Raw genomic sequence first — 18,710 nt, forward strand, 5'->3', positions numbered from 1 at the left:
CACGGACAGTGGTTCGGACAGTTCGCCGCAGGTGCGGGGCACAATCGAGGGGTGGACGAGACTCGCAGGGACCGCGACGCCGAGGGCCGTGCGCGCAACGCGCGCCCCCGTGACGGGCTGGGACGCCCCTTGCCGTACGGGGCACCGGGAGTGGATCGGCAGCCCGAGGGTGTGACCCGTACCCCCGAGGAGACCCTGCGTGAGGCGCAACGGCTGCTGGACTCGGGGATGCCGTTCCATGCGCACGAGGTGTTCGAGGATGCGTGGAAGTCGGGCCCGGTGGCGGAACGAGAGTTGTGGCGCGGTCTTGCGCAGCTGGCCGTGGGGCTGACGCACGCGGCGCGGGGCAATACGACGGGCGGGGCCCGGCTGTTGCGACGGGGCGCGGCGGCGCTCGCGGGGTTCGGGGCCACCCGCCCTCACGGGATCGGGGTCGACGGGCTGATCGGCTGGGCCGAGGAGCTGGCGGGGCGGGTCGAGGCAAAAGAGGCCTGCGGCGCGGACGCGGCGCGTGTGCGGCCCGTCGACGCGGCCGGCGAGGCGCCGTGCCTGCGGCCCGGGGGCCGATAGCCCCGACGCCCGGGGCGGTGGGGCATGGGGCAGACTCGGTGCGGTGAGAAAGATCTATGTCATCGGTATCGGCGCGGGCGACCCCGACCATCTGACCCTCCAGGCCGTCAAGGCGCTGAACCGGGCGGATGCGTTCTTCATCCTCGACAAGGGTGAGGAGAAGTCCGATCTGACCGGGCTGCGGCGGGACATCCTCGATGTGCATGTGAAGAGCACCTCGTACCGGCTCGTCGAGGCACGGGATCCGGAGCGGGACCGCAGGACGTCGGACTACTCACCCGCGGTGGACGACTGGCGCAGGCGCCGTGCGGATCTGTACGAGCGGTTCATCGCGGAGGATCTCGGTGCGGACGAGTGCGGGGCGTTCCTGGTGTGGGGTGATCCCGCGCTGTACGACTCCACGCTCGGCATCCTCGAAGAGATCCTCGACCGCGGTTCGGTCGCCTTCGACCACGAGGTGGTCCCCGGGATCAGCAGTGTCTCCGCGCTGCTGGCCAAGCACCGGACGGGGCTGAACCGGGTGGCGAGGCCGGTGCAGATCACGACCGGCCGACGGCTGGCCGAGGGCTGGCCCGAGGGGGTCGACGACGTGGTGGTGATGCTCGACGCACGACAGGCGTTCACCCGCCATCTCGACCAGGACCTCTACATCTACTGGGGCGCGTACGTGGGGACCGAGGACGAGATCCTGGTCTCCGGGCGCCTCGCCGAGGTGTCGGACCGGATCGAGGAGCTGCGGGCCGAGGCGCGCGCCCGCAAGGGCTGGATCATGGATACGTATCTGCTGCGTCGCGGCTGAATCAGTATTCCTGGCACAGCAGTTGGAGCGCCGACGCCACATCGTGCACGACGGGCACGCCTTCGGGCGGTGGCGGGCGGCGGACCACGACCACGGGCAGGCCGAGGTTCCTGGCCGCGGTGAGTTTCGCCGCGGTGGCGGGGCCGCCGCTGTCCTTGGTGACGAGGACGTCGATGGCGCGCTCGCGCAGCAGCGCCGTCTCTCCTTCGACGGTGTACGGGCCACGGTCGAGGAGTACGTCGGTGTCGCGGGGCAGCGGTGGCTCGGGGGGCTCCACGGACCGTACGAGAAAGTGGAGCGTGTCCGCGCCCGGGGCGGTGGCGAAGGCAGCCAGGCCCAGGCGGCCGGTGGTGAGGAAGATCCGGCGGCCCAGGGCGGGCAGTTGAGCGGCGGCGTGCGCGAGGTCGTCGGCCGGGTGCCAGCGGTCACCGGGGCCCGCCGTCCATCCGGGGCGGCGCAGCGCGACCAGTGCGATGTCGGTGGCATGCGCGGCCGCGGCGGCGTTGGCGCTGATGTTGCCGGCGAACGGGTGGGTGGCGTCGACGACGGTGTCCACACTGTGGGTACGCAGCCAGTCGGCGAGGCCCTGGGGGCCGCCGAAGCCTCCGATGCGTACGTCGCCGGCGGGCATCCGGGGCCGGGCGACCCGGCCGGCCAGCGACGTGGTGATGCGCACCGTCGCGTCGCCGCCGGGCCCGGTCAGCTCAGCGGCGAGCTGCCGGGCTTCGGTCGTACCGCCGAGGATCAGGATGTGGCCGGGCATGCACCGAACCTACGTCACTTTCGCCGCCCGCCGCCCGGAGCGGTGAACAGGGCGGCCCGCAGCCATTACGATCCGGCGTCATGAGCACTTCTGACCAGGACCAGGCCGTGGACACCCCGATAGCCGGTCCCGAGGCCGTTTCGGAACCCGATTCCGAGGCCGCTTCGGATATCGTTCCCGAGACCGATTCCGAGGCCGTTACCGAGACCGCTGCAGAGGCCTCTGCCGAGACCGGGAACCAGAGGCTGACACCTCGTCAGGCGAGGCGGCTGCGGATCGTTCTCTCGTCGGTCGGCATGGCGGCGATGGCGGTCGTTCTCGCGCTGCGGATCGCCAGCCGGTCGTCCGTGCTGGTGGTCGGGGTGTACGGGCTGGCGCTGATCCTGTGCGGGATCGTGATCGAGCTCAGCAGGAACGGCCGTACCCGGCTCGGCAGTTGGCTGCTGGCCGTCGGCCTGCTGGCGGCTATCGGTTCGGACTGGCTGCTGATTCCCTGACGTACGGTCAGCGCGCCGCGATCCGCACGGTCGTGCCGTGCGGATCGACTCGGTCGAGCCAGCCGGCGCGCAGATGGAATGGACGGCCCGGTGCGGCGGGCAGCAGCAGTCGCTGCCGGTGGAGGACACGGCCGTCCTGGCGGACGACGAGCAGCGGCGAGGACAGCCTCCGGCTGGTGCGCAGGGTGAAGCGGCCACGGAGCGGGGCGTCGCCTCCGGGACCGATGAGGTTCGGTGCGATCCACTGCAGCGGGGAATCGACCGCGACGGACGGCCGGTCCACGGGCCAGGCGTCCGCCGCCAGGTGACGCAGTACGGGTGCGGCGACGGCCCGTCCCTCGGCGGCCGCGATGCCGGCGCTCTCCACACCGTGCAGCAGATTTCCGACGGCGAAGACTCCGTTCTCGGTGGTGCGGTACGAGGCGTCGTACGCGGGGCCGCGGGTGCCGGGGTCCAGAGTGACCGCGCCGCGCCGGGCCAGTTCGTGGTCGGGGATCCAGTCGCCGGTGAAGACGACGGTGTCACAGCGCAGGGTCGTGGTCCGGCCGTCGTGGTGCCGCAGCGTCACTCCGGTGAGCCGTTCCCGGCCTGTCAGGGCGGTTACGGTGGCGTGGGTGAGGAGCGGGGTGCGGTCCCGGGGCCGGGTCAGGGCCGTGAGGCGGGAGGGCGGCTGGTCGGTGACCAGGGCGACGACGTCCAGTCCGGCGACGCGCAGGGTGTCGGCCGCGGCACGGCTGACGGGTTCGTTGCCGATGACGACCGCGCGGGTGCCGATCCGCTGCCGGTGGAGATGGACGGCCTGCTGGAGTTCGCCGGTGGTGTAGACGCCGGACGGGCGGGTGCCGGGGACCAGGCGGGCGCTGCGGGGGCGTTCGCGGGCGCCGGTGGCGAGGACGACTGCGCGGGCCGTGATCCGTTCGAGTCCGGTCGGTGCGGTGGTGTCGACGGTGAGTGGTCCGGCCCAGCCGGTGACGGTGACCCCGGTACGCAAGGTGGCTCCGGCCCGTTCGGCCGCCGCGACGCATTCCTGGGCGTACGCCGGTCCGGTCACTCCTCCCCCGGTGGCACGGCCTCCGAAGCCGCCGTGGAGGCAGTGGCGCGGGATGCCGCCCGCGATCTGTTCGCGCTCCAGGATCTCGACCCGGCCCGCACCCGATGCGGCGAGTTCGGCCGCGGCGCCGAGACCGGCCGGACCGCCCCCGATGACCAGAACGTCGACGGTCCGCTCGCGCCGGGTCATGGCCGGGCCTCCTCGATCAGCGCGCGGACCGCGGCCCCGCAGTAGAACCCCTGACAGCGCCCGTTGCCCGCCCTGGTTCTGCGGCGCAGGCCGTCCCGGGTGAGCGGCGGGATCGTGCCGGAAAGGGCGTCTCTGATCTCGCCTGCGGAGACCCGTTCGCAGTGGCAGACAAGCGTGCCGTAGGCCGGGTCCTCGGTGATCAGTCCGTCGTTCTCGTACGGGCGGGGGAATGCCTCGCCGAGGTTGGGCATGGTGACGGGCGGCAGTTCGGACGGCGTACCGAGATCGAGGCCCGAGCCGCTGAGCAGTTCGCAGACGTGCGCGGCGATGGCCATCGAGGCGGTGAGTCCGGTGGAGCGGATGCCGCCGACGGCGATGTAGCGCCGGTCCGGGTAGTCCTGGATGCGGTAGTCCTCCTGACCGGTGGCGGCGCGCAGTCCGGCGTAGACGGCCGTGACTTCCTCGTCGAGCAGTTGGGGCAGGATGCGGCGGCCCTTCTCGCGCAGCAGGGCGATGCCTTCCGCGGTCGATCCGGTGGCGGTCTTGTCGTCGAGTTCCTCGGCTGTGGGGCCGAGCAGCACATTGCCGAAGACGGTCGGTGCGACCAGGACGCCCTTGCCGGCGGCGGTGGGTACGGGAAGCAGGATGTGGCTGACGAGATCGCGGGCGAGCTTGTCGAAAACGATGAGCTGGCCGCGGCGCGGGGTGACGGTGAAGACGTCGTGGCCGAGTTCCCGGTCGAGTTCGTCGGCGTACAGTCCCGCGGCGTTGATCAGATGGCGGGTGCGCAGTGTCCCGCGGGTGGTGGTGAGGGTGTGGATGTCGTCGTCGCTGTCGATGTGCTGTACCCGGCAGTTGAGGTGCAGATGGACTCCGGCCCGCACGGCCTGGGTGGCGTAGGCGAGCGGGGTCGTCCAGGGGCAGATGATGCTTTCGTCGGGGATTTCGAGTGCGCCGAGGGCGCCGGGCCCCAGATGGGGTTCGCGGGCCCGCAGTTCGTCGGCGTCCAGGAGGCGTGCCGCGTGGTAATCGTTGCGTTCGGCCTTCGCCAACAGGCCGGGAAGTGCGGCCAGTTGTTCCTCGTCCCAGGCGACGAGGAGGGCGCCGACGCGTTCGACGGGGATGCCGGTCCGGGCGGCATAGGCACGGAGTCTGTGCCGGCCCTCGCGCACGAGCCGGGCTTCCAGCGAGCCGGGTACGGCATCGAAACCGGTGTGCAGGATGGCGGTGTTGGCCTTCGATGTGCCGTTGCCGATGTCGTCCGAGGCTTCGACGAGGGCGGTACGCAGCCGGTAGCGGGCCAGTTCGCGGGCAATGGCGGCGCCGACGACGCCTGCGCCGACGACGGTCACGTCATATGCCTGCGCGCCCGCCGGCTCGTACGCCGATTCGCCGGGCAGGTCGGCCGCCAGGTCTCCGGCCGTGGTGATCGTGCAGTTCATCGCGTGACTCTCGTACGTATCAGGCATGTTCCAGCAGGGTCTGCACGGCCGCACGGAATCCGGCGAGGTGTTCGGCCGCCTCGTCGGCGCCGATTTGGGGCTCGTACACGGCGGCGGGCTTCCATTCGGGTACGGCCTGCCGGAGCGGAAGCCGGGGGTCGAGGCCGAGGCGGGCGACGGCTCCGACGCCCAGTGCGGTGACATCGGGCAGCGCGGACACCTCGACGGGGCGTTGCAGCAGATCGGCCTGGGTCTGCATGAGCAGTGCGGAGCGGGTCAGGCCACCGTCTACGCGGAGCGAGGTCAGCGGGGAGCCCAGGTCGGTCGCGACCGCTTCGGCGAGTTCGACGACCTGCGCGGCGATGCCCTCGCACAGGGCGCGCACCAGGTGGCCCGCGGTGGTGTCGAGGCCGAGGCCGGTCACCGATCCGCGCAGATCGCCGCGCCACCACGGAGCGGCGAGTCCGGCGAGCGCCGGTACGAACGTGACGCCGGCCGAGTCGGGGACGGTGGCACCGACCGGGTCGAGGTCGACCGCGCCGGAGATCACCCCCAGGTCGGTGAGCCAGTTGACGGCGGACGCGGCGGTGTAGACCTGTCCGTCGAGGCAGTAGCTCGTACGGCCGCCGAGCCGCCAGGCGACACAGCTGACCAGTCCGGTGGAGCCGCGGCGCGGGGCGGGCCCGGTCTGGGCGAGCAGGAACGCACCGGTTCCGTAGGTGCACTTGGCGTTGCCCGGGTCCAGGGCGTTCTGGGCGAGCAGGGCGGCCTGCTGGTCGACGAGGAGTCCGGTCAGCGGGAGTTCACCACCGAAGGCGGCAGTGGTACCGACGGTTCCGTCGGAGTCGACGACGGCCGGGAGGCGTTCGTCGCCGAGGCCGAAGATGTCCAGGGCCGCGGGCGACCAGCCGACCCGGTCGAGGTCGAGCAGTTGGGTGCGTCCTGCGGTCGCCGCGTCCGTGACGAACGCCCCGGTCAGCTGATGGACGAGCCAGGAGTCGCTGGTGGTGACGACGCCTTCGCGGGTCAGCTCACGGCGGATCCAGGCCATCTTGGGCGCGGCGAAGTACGGATCGAGCGGAAGTCCGGTGAGTTGCTTCAACTCATCTTCGCGCGAGGCGAGTTCGGCACACAGCTGGACGGAGCGGCGGTCCTGCCAGACGATCGCGTCGGTGAGCGGCCGACCCGTGTCCGGATCCCAGGCGAGCACCGTCTCGCCCTGGTTGGCGAGGCCGACGGCCGCCACCGGCTCACCCGCTTCGTGCAGCGCCCGTCGCCCGGCGTCGACGACCGAGTCCAGCAGTTCTATGGGGTCGACCTCGACCACTCCCCCGGCGCCGTGACGTGGCCGCACCGGCGCCGAACCGGAACCGATCACGCCACGCTCGGGGCAGACCACCAGAGCCTTGGTTCCCGATGTGCCCTGGTCCACGGCGAGTACCGGGCCTGTCATCGACACTCCAGCTGTGCGGAAGCTCTGCGGCTTGAACGGAATCGTGATCATTGATCTCCGACGCCCAGAGTGGTGCAGACCACCGCGTACGTCAAGGGCTGCACGGACTGACGCCCGGAACGACCGGATGCCGGTCAACGTCCGGAGAAATCAGATGACTTGAGTAAGATCCGCGAATCGGTCCGGAGTTCGGGGCAACTGGCCTTACACTCACCGCCGAACAACAACCGGACGCTTTCGAGCAGTTCGTTTTTCAACAGCTGCTTAGCCCCCCACGTCCTTGAGGATTGATGAGACCGACACTCCGCTCCGAACACCAACATCTCGGCTCCCGGGCCTTCCGCTTCTGCACGGGTTCCATGCCACCGCCGGGTTGCGTGACGTGCTGAGGAGATCCGCCATCCGTCGCATGCCGTCCCGTCGAACGGGGGCAGGGCGAGTCCATGGCCAACAGTGATTTCCGGCCGGTCTATCACCCGGCCGGCCATGACAACGAATTGCGTGTCGCGTTACAGGACTTGCGCACCGGACGCTGGCTGTCCATGCGGAATCTACTGGAGAGTACGCCCGACTGGACCCTGTGGACCCAGCGCACACAGGTACTCGGGGCGATCGCCGCCGGTTCTGATGCGGTGCAGGCCTGGCTGGCCGAGGAGCCCCGAAGTGTCGCCGCTGCCGTGATGCACGCACGGGTCGTCGTGGAACGGGCCGTGCGGGCCCACCGCGAAGGCCATCCCCGTGCACAGGAGCTGTGGCAGGAAGCGTGGGGAGCCTGCCGCACTGCCGCGCACACCTCGCCCGCGGACCCGGTGCCATGGGTGTGCCTGCTGGCTCTGTCCCAGCTCGACGAGCGGCAGCAGCTGGAGGAGCACCGGCTGCATCCGCCGGGACCGATGCTCTTCCCCGGCCCGTGGGGGCTGCTGGCCGAGGCCGACAAGCGCGATCCGTACAACCGCGAGGCCTACCACCGGATGCTCCAGTTCGTATATGCGCGAAAGGCCGGCGGAACCCTCTCGGAAGCGGTCAACTTCGTGCAGTGGGCGGCCTCTTCCGCCCCCGACGGCTCCGCGCTGCATGTGCTGCCGCTGTATGTGCGGGTCGAGCGCTATCGCCGTGAGCACGGTCACGAGAAGGCCCTGGATCTCCACTGGGTCACCGAGGATGCCGAGCGGGACGCGGCCCGGGCCCTGGAGCTCTGGTTCCGTCGCACGGCCCCGATCTCCCACTCCCTGCTCGACCTGAACCATCTGGCCCACGCCCTGTGGGGAGCCCTGCAATTCGCGGACGCCGCACCGGTGTTCCAGGAGCTCGGCCCCTATTTCACCTCGGTTCCCTGGGTGTACCGCGCCCGTGATCCCAAGGCCCCGGGAGGCGCCGAGGAGGTTTTCCTGCGCGCCCGGAGCCGCTGTCTCGCCGTGTCCCGCGACCCCGGACGGGGGCCGCACGGCTGAGCCACGGCGCCGTGACGCCGCGCGGCCTCCCTCCCCGCTTCGCAACCGATCCCTTTCCGTCCCTTCCCCATCCCGCTCACGGAGGTTCTTCCCATGTCCATATCCACCCCGACCCAGTCGGGTGCGGAGACCACCCCACCCATGGACGAGGAGCAGCGACTGCGTGAACTCGGCTATCAGCCGGTGCTCGCCCGCCGCATGGGCGGATTCGGCAACTTCGCCATCAGCTTCTCCGTCATCTCGATCCTGTCCGGCTGCATGACCCTGTACGGCTTCGGCATGTCGACCGGTGGCCCGGCGGTGATGCTCTGGGGCTGGGCCGGTGTCGGCCTTTTCGTGCTCTGCGTCGGCATGGCACTCGCCGAGGTGACCAGCGCCTACCCGACCTCGGGAGCGCTGTACTACATGGCCGACCGGCTCGGCGGGCGCAAGTGGGGCTGGTACACCGGCTGGCTGAATCTGCTCGGGCTGCTCGGTGCGATCGCGGGTATCGACTATGGCGCCGCGCTGTTCACCGGTGCGCTGATGAATCTGCAGTGGGGATTCACCCCCACACCGGGCAAGACAATGATCATTTTTGTCTGCATTCTGCTGCTGCACGCCGTGCTGAATCTCTTCGGTGTCCGCCTCGTCAGCGTGCTCAACTCCATCAGTGTGTGGTGGCATCTCGCCGGTGTCGCGGTGATCGTCGCCGTGCTGGCCATCGTGCCCTCGCACCACCAGTCGCCGTCGTTCGTCTTCACCGAGTTCGTCAATGACACGGGCTGGCAGAACCCGTTGTACGTGGCGGCGATCGGCCTGCTCCTGGCGCAATACACCTTCTGCGGCTACGACGCCTCCGCCCACCTGTCGGAGGAGACGTCGAACGCCTCGGTGACAGCCGCCAAGGGCATCGTCCGCGCGATCTGGGTCTCCTGGGTCGCCGGTTTCGTACTGCTCGCCGGGCTGACCTTCGCGATCCAGGACTACGCGGGCACCCAGGACAGCGCAACCGGGGTGCCTCCGGCACAGATCCTCATCGATGCGCTGGGCACCTCCGGGGCCACGGCCATGCTCCTGATCGTGATCGCGGCGCAGCTGTTCTGCGGCAACGCCGAGGTCGCCGCCGCCAGCCGGATGGTGTTCGCGTTCAGCCGTGACAACGCACTGCCGGGCTCGGCGCTGTGGCACAAGGTGAGCTCGCGCACCCAGACACCCGTCAACGCGGTGTGGCTGTCGGTCGTCATCGCCGGAGTGCTCGCGCTGCCGTCGCTGTACTCCGCCACCGCCTACGGTGCGGTGACCGCGATCAATGTCATCGGCATCACGCCCGCCTACGCGATACCGATCTTCCTGAAGCTGCGCTCCGGCGACCGGTTCGAACGCGGTCCCTGGCACCTGGGCCGCTGGAGCAAGCCGATCGGCTGGATCGCCGTGGTGTGGGTCGCCATCGTGACCGTGCTGTTCCTGCTCCCGCAGTCGTCCCCCGTGACGGTCGACTCGATGAACTACGCGTCGATCGCGCTGGTCGCGGTGCTGGTCCTGGCCACCGTGTGGTGGTTCGTCGCGCGCCGTTCGTACAGCACGCCTTCGGCATACGGGAACGCTCGTGAGCAGGCGGAGATCGAGGAAGGCATCGTCTGACCCCGCCCCGTCCACGCCTTGATCTCAGCCCTCCCCGGTCGCAGCGAGCAGCTGTCGGGGAGGGCTGAGGCGCGTATGCGGTGTCGGTACGGAACGCTGTGTGCGGTCAGCCCAGGAGCAGTTGGAGTCCGCCGAGGACGGTCGCGCCGATCACCAGCTGCTCGAAGAGCTTCTGGTTGATGCGGTCCACGCACTTGCGGCCGATGTAGGCACCGGGGAGGACGAACAGCAGCATGCAGGCGTCCAGCAGCAGCGACTGTGCGTCGATGAGGCCCAGGCCCACGCTGAACGGCACCTTGGACGTGTTGACGATGAGGAAGAACCACGCCGACGTCCCCAGGAAGCCGAGCTTCCGGAAGCCGGCGGAAAGCAGATAGAGCGACATGACGGGGCCGCCCGCATTGGCGACCATCGTGGTGAAACCGCCGAGCACCCCGTACGAGCGGGCCTTGAACCTGCCGCCGCCTCGCATCGGCGGTGCGCCGGACTCCTCCGTGGCCTCCCGGCCCGTGACCGCGGGCCTCCGCCGCCAGATGGTGACACCTGCCATGAACAGCAGGATCGCGCCGATCGACGTCCGTACGGCCGCGTCGTCGGCCCACATCATGAAGGCCGTTCCCGCCACCACGCCGGCGGCTACGGCGGGGAAGAGCCGCAGCAGAGTCGGCCAGTGGGCATGCCGCCGGTAGATGAGAACGGCGAGCACATCGCCTGCGATGAGGATCGGGAGCAGTACTCCGGTGGACTCGCGGGCCGGGAGTACGGCCGCGAAGACCGCCAGACTGATCGTATTGGCGCCGCTGACGGCCGACTTCGAGAAGCCGACGAGAGCGGATGCCGCGGCGAGCGCGGCCAGTTGCCAGAGTGTGAGAGTGTCCATGCCAGGAACAGATGGTAGGCCCACCTATGGGAGCCAGAGACAGGCGGCGACCAGGAGCGCCACCGCCGCTCCGCCCGTGAGCACCGGGATGCTGCCCAGCCAGCCGGCGAGCGCACCACCGCCGAGTGCGCCGCTCGGCACCGTGCCGATGAGTGCGGCCTGGAGAACCCCGGCAACCCGGCCCTGGAACCGACGACGAGTACCTGCAGGACGGTGAGGAGCACGGTCAGGCCGCGCAGACGTGCCCGGTCGACCAGCACACCGGCGAACGGGCTGAGGAGCGCTCCGGGGAGATAGCTCAGCGCCATCGGAGCGGACGCGCCGAACGGGCCCGCGTCCAGCCGGGTCACCGCGAACAGCGCGAGCGCCAGGGTGGTGACCTGGCGCCCCACCCAGCTGGCTGTCTGTTCTCCGCAGAGCAGCGCGAACGGGCGGTGGCGAAGGGGTGATCGCTATGCTGCGCCCCAAGCGCTCACAGAAAGCGTTCAAACGAACAACGCGCAGCGGTACGGCGAGGGGGCCAACAGCATGCGGGAGCCGGTTGAACTCAGGCGGCAGCGAATCCTGTCGGTGGTGGAGTCGCGCGGCGCGGTCAAGGTCAGCGTGCTCGCGGCCGAACTCGACGTCTCGGTGGTCACGATCCGGCGGGACGTCGAGGAGCTGACCCGGATCGGGCGGCTGCGGCGCGGGCACGGGGTGGCCCGGCCGGTACGGGAGGCGCAGCCACCCGCCGCGGTCCCGGCTTCGAGGGGCGAGGAGCCCGGCGGGGACGGCGGGGCGGTCGCCCTGGTCGTCCCGGAGCGGCATTCGTACCTGTACGAGACCCTGCACGGCGCCCGGACCGTCCTGGAGGAGTCCGGGATGCGGATCGCCCTGCACATCGCGCCCCAGTCGGCCGGCGCCGAACGTCCGCTGGTGGAGCGTGCACTGGCGGACGGGGCGCGCGGGTTGCTGATCGCGCCGCGCTGGCGCAATGCCCGCTCGGAGGAGCTTGACTACGACTGGCTGGCGGACCTGGGAGTGCCGACCGTGCTGATGGAACGGCGGCCCCTGCCGGGCAGCGCGCTGCACGCCCTGGACTCCGTCTGTTCCGATCACTGGTACGGGACGCATCTCGCCGTGGAGCATCTGGTGTCACTGGGGCATCGCCGTATCGTGCTGGCCGCCCGCGACGACAGCCCGACGGCGCGCAGCATCCGTGCCGCGTTCACCGAGATCGCCGCGGCCCGCCCGGAGGTGGAGGACTGGTCGGTGGTGCTGAGTTCCCCGCAGGCGGTGCCCGGCCCCGGCCCCGACTCTCCTGCGGTGGGAGCCGCCGCCGTGGAGGCCGCCCCGCCCGCGACCGAGGACCGCACCGCTCTCGACCTGGCCGCGCTGCTGCGGGAGCGGGGCGCCACGGCGGCGGTGCTGCACGGCGATGTGGACGCGTTGATGCTGGTGCAGCGGCTGGCGGAGAGCGGTGTCGAGGTGCCGCGGAACTGCTCGGTGGTGGCGTACGACGATGTGGTCGCGGCCCTCGGCAGCACCCCCCTGACAGCGGTGGCGCCGCCGAAGACGGAGATCGGGCGGGCCGCCGCCGAACTGCTGCTCCACCGGCTGTCCGGGGCCGTCGGCGCGAGCGGCCCGGTATGCCGGACGGAGCTGCTGCCCACGCTCAAGGAGCGTGGATCCGCGCAGGCCCTCACCCCTCCCACCGAATGAGCGTTTGACCGCTTTGATTTTCTTCTGAGCGATCTATTGACCACTACCGATCAGTCGATCAGGATTCCCCGTGACCCGAATCAGGAGCCGCGGGAGGCGCACATGCCCGGTCGACAGAGTCGTCGATCCGTGCTCGCCACGATCGCCGCCCTGCCTCTGACAGGCGCGCTCAGCGCCGGCAGCGGCAGCTCATCGCCGTGATCACGGGTTCGCTGCTCGCGGTCCTGCCGCTGATCCTCGCCTTCGCCCTGCTCCAGCGGTTCTGGAAGTCGGGGCTCACCGCGGGCGCCGTCAAGCAGCCGCGCCGCCACCCCCGTACCAGGAGAAAGATGCCCAGCACCGCCCGCACCTCCCCCGGCACGCGGAACCGGCCACGCGCCGCCGCCGCCATGAAGCCGGACGCCGCGGCCGCCCTCCTCGACGCACGGTCCCTGGCCGCGCTCGGCGAGGTGTGCGACCTCGCTCCCCTGCCCGTTCTCGACGACTTCACCACCGACCGGGCCCGCGCCGTACTGGCCGACGTGGAGGTCCTGGTCACCGGCTGGGGCTGTCCGCCGCTCGACGGTGCGGCCCTGGACGCGGCGCCGCATCTGCGCGCCGTCGTCCACACCGCGGGCACCATCCGCGGACACATCACCGAAGCCTGCTGGGAACGCGGCGTCGAGGTGTCGTCGGCGGCCGCCGCCAACGCCCTGCCGGTGGCGGAGTACACCGTCGCGATGATCCTGCTCTCCGGCAAACGGGTCCTGGAACGGGCCCGCGACTACCGGACCGAACGCCGCCGCGACAACTGGCTCGCCACCTCGACAGAGGTCGGGAACTACGGCCGCACCGTCGGCATTCTGTCCGCCTCGCTGATCGGCCGACGCGTCATCGAACTGCTGCGGCCGTACGACCTGCCGGTGCTGCTCCACGATCCGTACGTCCCCGAGGCGGAGGCCGCCGCTCTCGGCGTCCGGCCCGTCGGCCTCGGTGAACTGTTCGCCCGCAGTGACGTGGTGAGCGTCCACACCCCCCTGCTGCCGGCCACCCGCGGGCTCGTCAGCCGTGAACTGCTCACCTCGATGCGCCCCGACGGCGTGCTCATCAACACCTCGCGGGGCGCCGTCGTCGACCAGGACGCGCTCGTCGACGTACTGCGGCAGGACCGGATCCGGGCGATCCTCGACGTCACGGAGCCCGACACCCTTCCCGCCGCACACCCCCTCTGGGAGTGCGACAACGTGACCGTCACCCCGCACCTCGCAGGCTCGCAGGGCAACGAGTGGCGGCGACTGGTCGATCTGGCGGTCGGCGAGGCCGGCCGCTGGGCCGCGGGCGGCGGATTCGCCCACCCCGTACGACGCGAAAGGCTGGCATTCCTCGCATGAACGCACCCCATCCGAGCTCTACCCTCGAACTCCCCGCCGATGACCGGGCGTTGAGCCCGCGCACCGGCTACACCCGTGCGCACTGGGAGGCAGCTGCGGACGGACTGCTCAAGGCCGCCTGGCAGTGGGCCACTCCAGGCGGCGCGCTGCTGGACCTGCCGGGCCGGCCGTCCGCATCCGGCGTGCGTTCCGACGGTCTGGAGGGGTACGCGCGTACGTTCCTCGCCGCCGCCTTCCGGGTGGCGGGCGCGGACGGCAAGGACCCGCACGGCTGGCTCGACCGGTACGCCGACGGGCTCACCGCAGGTACCCGAACCCCCGGCCGGGACGATGCCGAGTCCTGGCCGCTGATCCGCGACCACACCGTCTTCGGCCAGCCGATGGTCGAGTCCGCGTCGGTCGCCATCGGTCTGCGGCTGACCCGGCCGTGGCTCTGGGAACGGCTGGAGTCCGGGGTGCAGGACCGTGCCGAGGCGTGGCTGCGCGGCGCGCTGCGGCACACCCCCGCTCCCAACAACTGGTATCTGTTCCCCTACTCCGTGGCCGCGTTCCTCGACTCCGTGGGCCGTGGCGACGCGGAGACGGCCCGTGCGAAGGAGCGTGCCCTCGACCTGCTGGAGGGCTGGTACCGCGGGCAGGGCTGGTACTCGGACGGCGACGGCCGCGCGTTCGACCACTACAACGGCTGGGCGCTGCACCTCTACCCGGTACTGGACGCACATCTGTCGGGTGACGCCGAGTTGTCCGCGCACTACGGCGACCGGCTGCGCGAACATCTGGCCGGCTTCTCGCTGCTGTTCGGCGGCGACGGTGCGCCGATCCACTTCGGCCGCTCGCTGACGTACCGCTTCGCGGCCGCCTCGTCGGTCGCGCTCGGCGCCGTCACCGGGCACACCCCGCTCACGCCCGGCGCCTCGCGTCGGGTGATCAACGGGTCGCTGCGCTACTTCCTGGACCGGGGTGCGACCGGTACGGACGGGCTGCTGAGCCTGGGCTGGCACGGCCCGCACGAGGCGACGCTGCAGGACTACTCGGCCCCCGCCTCGCCGTACTGGGCGTCCAAGGCCTTCGTCTCGCTGCTCGCCCCGGACGGTCATCCGCTGTGGACCGCGACCGAGGAGCCCGCGCCGAGCGAGGGCCCCGACCGGGTGCTCGCACTGCCGGCGCCCGGACTGCTCGTGCAGTCCACCCGGGCGGACGGAATCGTACGGCTGCACAACCACGGCAGCGACCATGTGCACCCGCACGAGGGCGAGTCGGGTGTGCAGGACGATCCTCTGTACAACCGTCAGTCGTACTCCACGGTGACCGGCCCCACGTCGCAGGCGAACGTGGCGGACAACCATCTGGCCGTGGTAGTCGCCGGGGTCCGCAGCGGTCGCCGTGCCATCCGTCCGCTGGGCGCCGGTGGGAGCGACGGCTGGGGCTGGGCCGCCTCCTGGCACCGCCCGGTGTTCACGTCCGGTGCGCCGATGGTGCCGGGGATGCGGGTCGAGAGCGTCACCGTGGTCCGCGGCCGGTACGAGCTGAGGGTGCACCGCGTGCTCGGCGCACCGGCAGGGGCCCGGGTGGAGCAGACGGGCTGGGCGACCGGTCACGACGACGCGGTGACCTCCGCGTTGCACGGTCTGCACGGCTGGGAGACGCGGGACGGGATCCGGGCCCCGCAGGGCACGGCGTACACGCGCTGGGCGGTGGTGCCCCGGCTGTCCGCGGCTGCTGAGGGCACGGCGGTGCTGGTGGCGCTCGCCTCGCTGACCGCGGAGCCCGACGCGGCGCCGCTCGATGCGGTGGTGAGCGGGGTGAATGTGGACGGGAACACGGTGGAGGTCTGCTGGGCGGAGGATGCGGCGACGACACGTATCGGCTTCGAGCCGCTGACGGTCACGCACGGGTGAGCACCGGCGTTGCGCGGCCGCGGGGCCGCGCAACCCCGCCCTCCGCTACACGTCTGTCCTGATCACCACGGCCAGTGTGCGCGGACCGTGCACGCCCTCCACCCGCTCCAGTTCGATGTCGGACGTGGCCGAAGGACCGCTGATCAGCGTCGTCGGCCGCTCCGGCACCAGCCGGGCCACCGCCTCCGGCACCCCGGTCTCGACCGTCGACAGATCGACGACGCACACATGCAGATCGGGGACGAGGGACAGCGCCCGCCGGCCCTGGTCGGGTGAGCCGTCCAGAAAGATGGTGCCCGTCTCCGCGCAGCTGACGGCCGAGGCGGTGACGACCCCGTCCAATGCGTCGAGACGGGGAGCCGGAATGTCGGCGGAGTCCTGCTGAACCTCACCGTCGTACGCGCCGAGCCACGCCGCGTCGAGTCCGGCCGGCGCACCGATCCGCTGGGCGCCGCGCTCCCGCAGCACCTCGGCGACGACCTGCGCCGTGCGGTCCGCGGTGCAGGTGTGCACCTGTGCCTTGTAGTCGACGAGCCGGTCGGTGAAGAGGGCCAGGCGCTCGTCGTCGGGGAGGCTGCGGCCGGTGCGGTAGGCGCGGCGGACGGTGGTGTCCTGGGTCGGGGCGAGGGCCAGGGCGTCCCTGATCCTGCCCAGCACCGTTTCGCGAGCGGTCGTCACTTCTCCTCCTCCTTCTTCCGGTTCTTCTCGTGCTCGTCGGCGGCGGCCCGCATCGTCGCGGCACCTTCGGCCGATGCCAGCCAGGAGCGGAAGGTCTGCTTCGGCGGGGCGGCGGTGTCGCGGCTGTCGCTCCAGCCGTTGAACGGCGGCGGCAGATGCGAGATCTTCCCGTCCCGCCCGGCGATGACGCGGCCGATCGCCGCACCCTTCTGCGCGGCGGTGTAGAGCTTCGGCCTCCTCATCACTCCGGCCGCGGCCTTCATGGCCAGTTTCTCCGCCGTCGTACCGGACTCCTCGGTGTGCTGATGGCGCAGCTCGACCAGCAGCGACGGAATGTCGATCTTGACCGGGCAGGCGTCGAAGCAGGCACCGCAGAGGCTGGAGGCGTACGGCAAAGAGCTGTTGGGGTCGTCCTTGGCCGCGTGCATCCCGGCGAGCTGCGGGGTGAGGACCGCGCCGATCGGTCCGGGGTACGTCGATCCGTACGCATGGCCGCCGGCCCGTTCGTACACCGGGCAGACGTTGAGACAGGCCGAGCAGCGGATGCAGTTGAGCGCCTCGCGTCCGATCCGGTCGGCGAGCGCGGCGGTGCGTCCGTTGTCGAGCAGGACCAGATGGAAGTCCTGCGGTCCGTCGCCGGGTGTCACACCGGTCCACATCGAGGTGTACGGGTTCATCCGCTCACCGGTGGAGGAACGCGGCAGCAACTGCAGGAAGACTTCGAGGTCCTGGTAGCGCGGCAGCACCTTCTCGATGCCCATGACGGTGATCAGGGTGTCGGGCAGGGTCAGGCACATGCGGCCGTTGCCCTCGGACTCGACGACACAGAGGGTGCCGGTCTCGGCGATACCGAAGTTGGCGCCGGAGACCGCCACCTTGGTCGTCATGAACTTCTCGCGCAGATAGGCGCGGGCCGCGGCGGCGAGATGCGCCGGTACGTTGTCGAGGCCCGGGTCGACGCCCGGGATCTCCTTGAGGAAGATCTGCCGGATCTCGTCGCGGTTGCGGTGGATCGCGGGCACCAGGATGTGCGACGGCTTGTCGTGCGCGAGCTGGACGATCAGTTCGGCGAGGTCCGTCTCGTACGGCGTGATGCCGACCGATTCGAGGTGCTCGTTGAGGCCGATCTCCTGGGTGGCCATCGACTTGACCTTGATGACGTCGCCGCTGCCCGTCGCCTTGACCAGCCGGGTGACGATCTCGTTGGCCTCGACGCCGTCGCGCGCCCAGTGGACGGTGCCGCCCCGCTCGGTGACCTTGCGCTCCAGTTGTTCCAGGAGTTCGGGGAGCCGGTTCATGGTGTCGGTCTTGATGGCCGAGCCGGCGTCGCGCAGCTCTTCCCAGTCGGGCAGTTCGCCGGTGACATTCAGGCGTTTGGCGCGGATCGTGTGGGTGGCTCTGCCGAGATTGCGGCGCAGTTGTTCATTGCGCAGTTCGTCGTGGGCGGCCTCGGGGAACGTCCGGTCGCCGCGCAGATTTCCGGTTCCGTACGGGGAACGGGGCGGAGTCGCGGGCATGCCGAGGAAGGTGTTGCTCATCGGACGGCCTCCGTCGGGACGTACGGCGAGGTGCGGGTGGAGGACAGGATCTGTGCGAGGTGCAGGGTGCGGGTGCCCGAGGCGATACGGGAGAGTCCGCCGCCGATGTGCATCAGACAGGACGAGTCGCCCGCGGTGCAGACATCGGCTCCTGTGGTGGCGATGTTGCGCATCTTGTCCTGGAGCATCGCCGTCGACGTCTCGGCGTTCTTGACGGCGAATGTGCCGCCGAATCCGCAGCAGGAGTCGGAATCGGGGAGCTCGACGAGGTCGATGGAGTCGACGGCGCGGAGCAGCTTCAGCGGCTTCTCGCCGACCCGGAGCATGCGCAGGGAGTGGCAGGTGGGGTGGTACGTCACCCGGTGCGGGAAGTACGCCCCGACCTGGGTCACGTCCAGGACGTCGACGAGGAATTCCGACAGCTCGTACGTCTTGGCCTTGACGGTGGCGACACCCGCGCGCAGCGCCGCGTCCCCGTACCGTTCGGCGACGATCTCGTGCTGATGGCGGACCGAGCCCGCGCACGATCCGGACGGCATGACGACGGCTTCGATCGACGCGTCACCGAACTGCTCGGCGAAATTCCGCACCAGGGGCACGGGTTCGCGCTGGTATCCGGTGTTGACGTGCATCTGACCGCAGCAGGTCTGTCCCGGCGGGAACACCACGTCATGGCCCAGGCGGGCGAGCAGGACCGCAGCCGATTTCACCGCCTCGGGGAAGAGCGTGTCTCCCAGACAGGTGGCGAAGAGTCCGATGCGCATGGGGTCTCTCCGATCGATTCTCCATTTTTATGGTCCGACCATA

At 70.6% G+C, this 18,710-nt stretch carries 17 protein-coding genes; 9 read left to right on the forward strand and 8 right to left on the reverse strand.

The features are described from left to right. Positions 1-51: 51 nt before the first annotated feature. Entirely contained in the window at positions 52-570 is a 519-nt protein-coding gene (locus NRF20_RS06640) for a DUF309 domain-containing protein (RefSeq protein ID WP_398632807.1), read from the forward strand. A 43-nt stretch (positions 571-613) separates the two neighbouring features. Further along, complete coding sequence (gene cobF, locus NRF20_RS06645) at positions 614-1,369, forward strand: precorrin-6A synthase (deacetylating) (RefSeq protein WP_398632806.1); 756 nt, start codon at positions 614-616, stop codon at positions 1,367-1,369. A gap of 1 nt (position 1,370) precedes the next feature. Here cobF and NRF20_RS06650 read toward each other — a convergent pair whose 3' ends face one another. Beyond that, positions 1,371-2,132 (reverse strand): cobalt-precorrin-6A reductase, encoded by a 762-nt coding sequence (locus NRF20_RS06650; RefSeq protein WP_413752203.1) that lies wholly within the window; start codon positions 2,130-2,132, stop codon positions 1,371-1,373. Positions 2,133-2,212: 80 nt separating this feature from the next. Here NRF20_RS06650 and NRF20_RS06655 point away from each other — a divergent pair, with 80 nt between their 5' ends. Continuing rightward, positions 2,213-2,629: a hypothetical protein gene (locus NRF20_RS06655; RefSeq protein ID WP_398632804.1), complete on the forward strand. Its 417-nt coding sequence runs from the start codon at positions 2,213-2,215 to the stop codon at positions 2,627-2,629. A gap of 7 nt (positions 2,630-2,636) precedes the next feature. Here the strand turns inward: NRF20_RS06655 and NRF20_RS06660 are convergent, their stop codons facing one another. The 3 genes from NRF20_RS06660 to NRF20_RS06670 are packed head-to-tail and all read right to left on the reverse strand — an operon-like array spanning position 2,637 to position 6,764. Continuing rightward, the gene (locus NRF20_RS06660) at positions 2,637-3,869 is read right to left on the reverse strand and encodes an FAD-dependent oxidoreductase (protein ID WP_413752204.1); all 1,233 of its coding nucleotides are present in this window, start codon (positions 3,867-3,869) and stop codon (positions 2,637-2,639) included. Next, the gene (locus NRF20_RS06665) at positions 3,866-5,311 is read right to left on the reverse strand and encodes an NAD(P)/FAD-dependent oxidoreductase (protein WP_413754535.1); all 1,446 of its coding nucleotides are present in this window, start codon (positions 5,309-5,311) and stop codon (positions 3,866-3,868) included. The genes NRF20_RS06660 and NRF20_RS06665 overlap by 4 nt, the downstream gene beginning before the upstream one ends. 19 nt (positions 5,312-5,330) lie before the next feature. Beyond that, positions 5,331-6,764: an FGGY family carbohydrate kinase gene (locus NRF20_RS06670; protein ID WP_413752205.1), complete on the reverse strand. Its 1,434-nt coding sequence runs from the start codon at positions 6,762-6,764 to the stop codon at positions 5,331-5,333. Between the two features lie 443 nt (positions 6,765-7,207). Between NRF20_RS06670 and NRF20_RS06675 the strand changes: the two genes are divergently transcribed. Next, the gene (locus NRF20_RS06675; RefSeq protein WP_398632801.1) at positions 7,208-8,215 is read left to right on the forward strand and encodes a hypothetical protein; all 1,008 of its coding nucleotides are present in this window, start codon (positions 7,208-7,210) and stop codon (positions 8,213-8,215) included. A 93-nt stretch (positions 8,216-8,308) separates the two neighbouring features. After that, a complete protein-coding gene (locus tag NRF20_RS06680; RefSeq protein ID WP_266355643.1) occupies positions 8,309-9,838 on the forward strand; it encodes an amino acid permease in 1,530 nt (509 codons plus the stop codon). 106 nt (positions 9,839-9,944) lie between these two features. Here NRF20_RS06680 and NRF20_RS06685 read toward each other — a convergent pair whose 3' ends face one another. Then, positions 9,945-10,718, reverse strand: a complete 774-nt coding sequence (locus tag NRF20_RS06685; RefSeq protein ID WP_398632800.1) for a sulfite exporter TauE/SafE family protein — start codon at positions 10,716-10,718, stop codon at positions 9,945-9,947. 152 nt (positions 10,719-10,870) lie between these two features. Here NRF20_RS06685 and NRF20_RS06690 point away from each other — a divergent pair, with 152 nt between their 5' ends. The 4 genes from NRF20_RS06690 to NRF20_RS06705 all read left to right on the forward strand — a co-directional run bounded on the left by NRF20_RS06690 (position 10,871) and on the right by NRF20_RS06705 (position 15,687). After that, on the forward strand, positions 10,871-11,167 hold the full coding sequence (locus NRF20_RS06690; RefSeq protein WP_413752206.1) for a hypothetical protein: 297 nt from the start codon (positions 10,871-10,873) through the stop codon (positions 11,165-11,167). Between the two features lie 79 nt (positions 11,168-11,246). Further along, positions 11,247-12,419 carry a substrate-binding domain-containing protein gene (locus NRF20_RS06695; protein ID WP_413752207.1) on the forward strand — a complete coding sequence of 391 codons (1,173 nt, stop codon included), beginning with the start codon at positions 11,247-11,249 and terminating at the stop codon, positions 12,417-12,419. Positions 12,420-12,748: 329 nt separating this feature from the next. After that, a complete protein-coding gene (locus NRF20_RS06700; protein ID WP_413754536.1) occupies positions 12,749-13,789 on the forward strand; it encodes a hydroxyacid dehydrogenase in 1,041 nt (346 codons plus the stop codon). Then, on the forward strand, positions 13,786-15,687 hold the full coding sequence (locus NRF20_RS06705) for a DUF2264 domain-containing protein (RefSeq protein WP_413752208.1): 1,902 nt from the start codon (positions 13,786-13,788) through the stop codon (positions 15,685-15,687). Before NRF20_RS06700 ends, NRF20_RS06705 begins: the two co-directional genes overlap by 4 nt. 45 nt (positions 15,688-15,732) lie before the next feature. Here NRF20_RS06705 and NRF20_RS06710 read toward each other — a convergent pair whose 3' ends face one another. From NRF20_RS06710 to NRF20_RS06720, 3 genes are read right to left on the reverse strand one after another with little or no spacing between them, the layout of a single operon-like run. Then, positions 15,733-16,365, reverse strand: coding sequence for a LutC/YkgG family protein (locus NRF20_RS06710; RefSeq protein WP_413752209.1), 633 nt, complete (start codon positions 16,363-16,365; stop codon positions 15,733-15,735). Continuing rightward, entirely contained in the window at positions 16,362-17,903 is a 1,542-nt protein-coding gene (locus NRF20_RS06715; protein WP_398632795.1) for a lactate utilization protein B, read from the reverse strand. The genes NRF20_RS06710 and NRF20_RS06715 overlap by 4 nt, the downstream gene beginning before the upstream one ends. Beyond that, positions 17,900-18,667 (reverse strand): (Fe-S)-binding protein, encoded by a 768-nt coding sequence (locus tag NRF20_RS06720; protein ID WP_413752210.1) that lies wholly within the window; start codon positions 18,665-18,667, stop codon positions 17,900-17,902. Before NRF20_RS06720 ends, NRF20_RS06715 begins: the two co-directional genes overlap by 4 nt. Between the last annotated feature and the right edge of the window lie 43 nt (positions 18,668-18,710).

The organism is Streptomyces sp. R-74717 (assembly GCF_047305335.1).
Taxonomy (GTDB): Bacteria; Actinomycetota; Actinomycetes; order Streptomycetales; family Streptomycetaceae; genus Streptomyces; species Streptomyces atratus.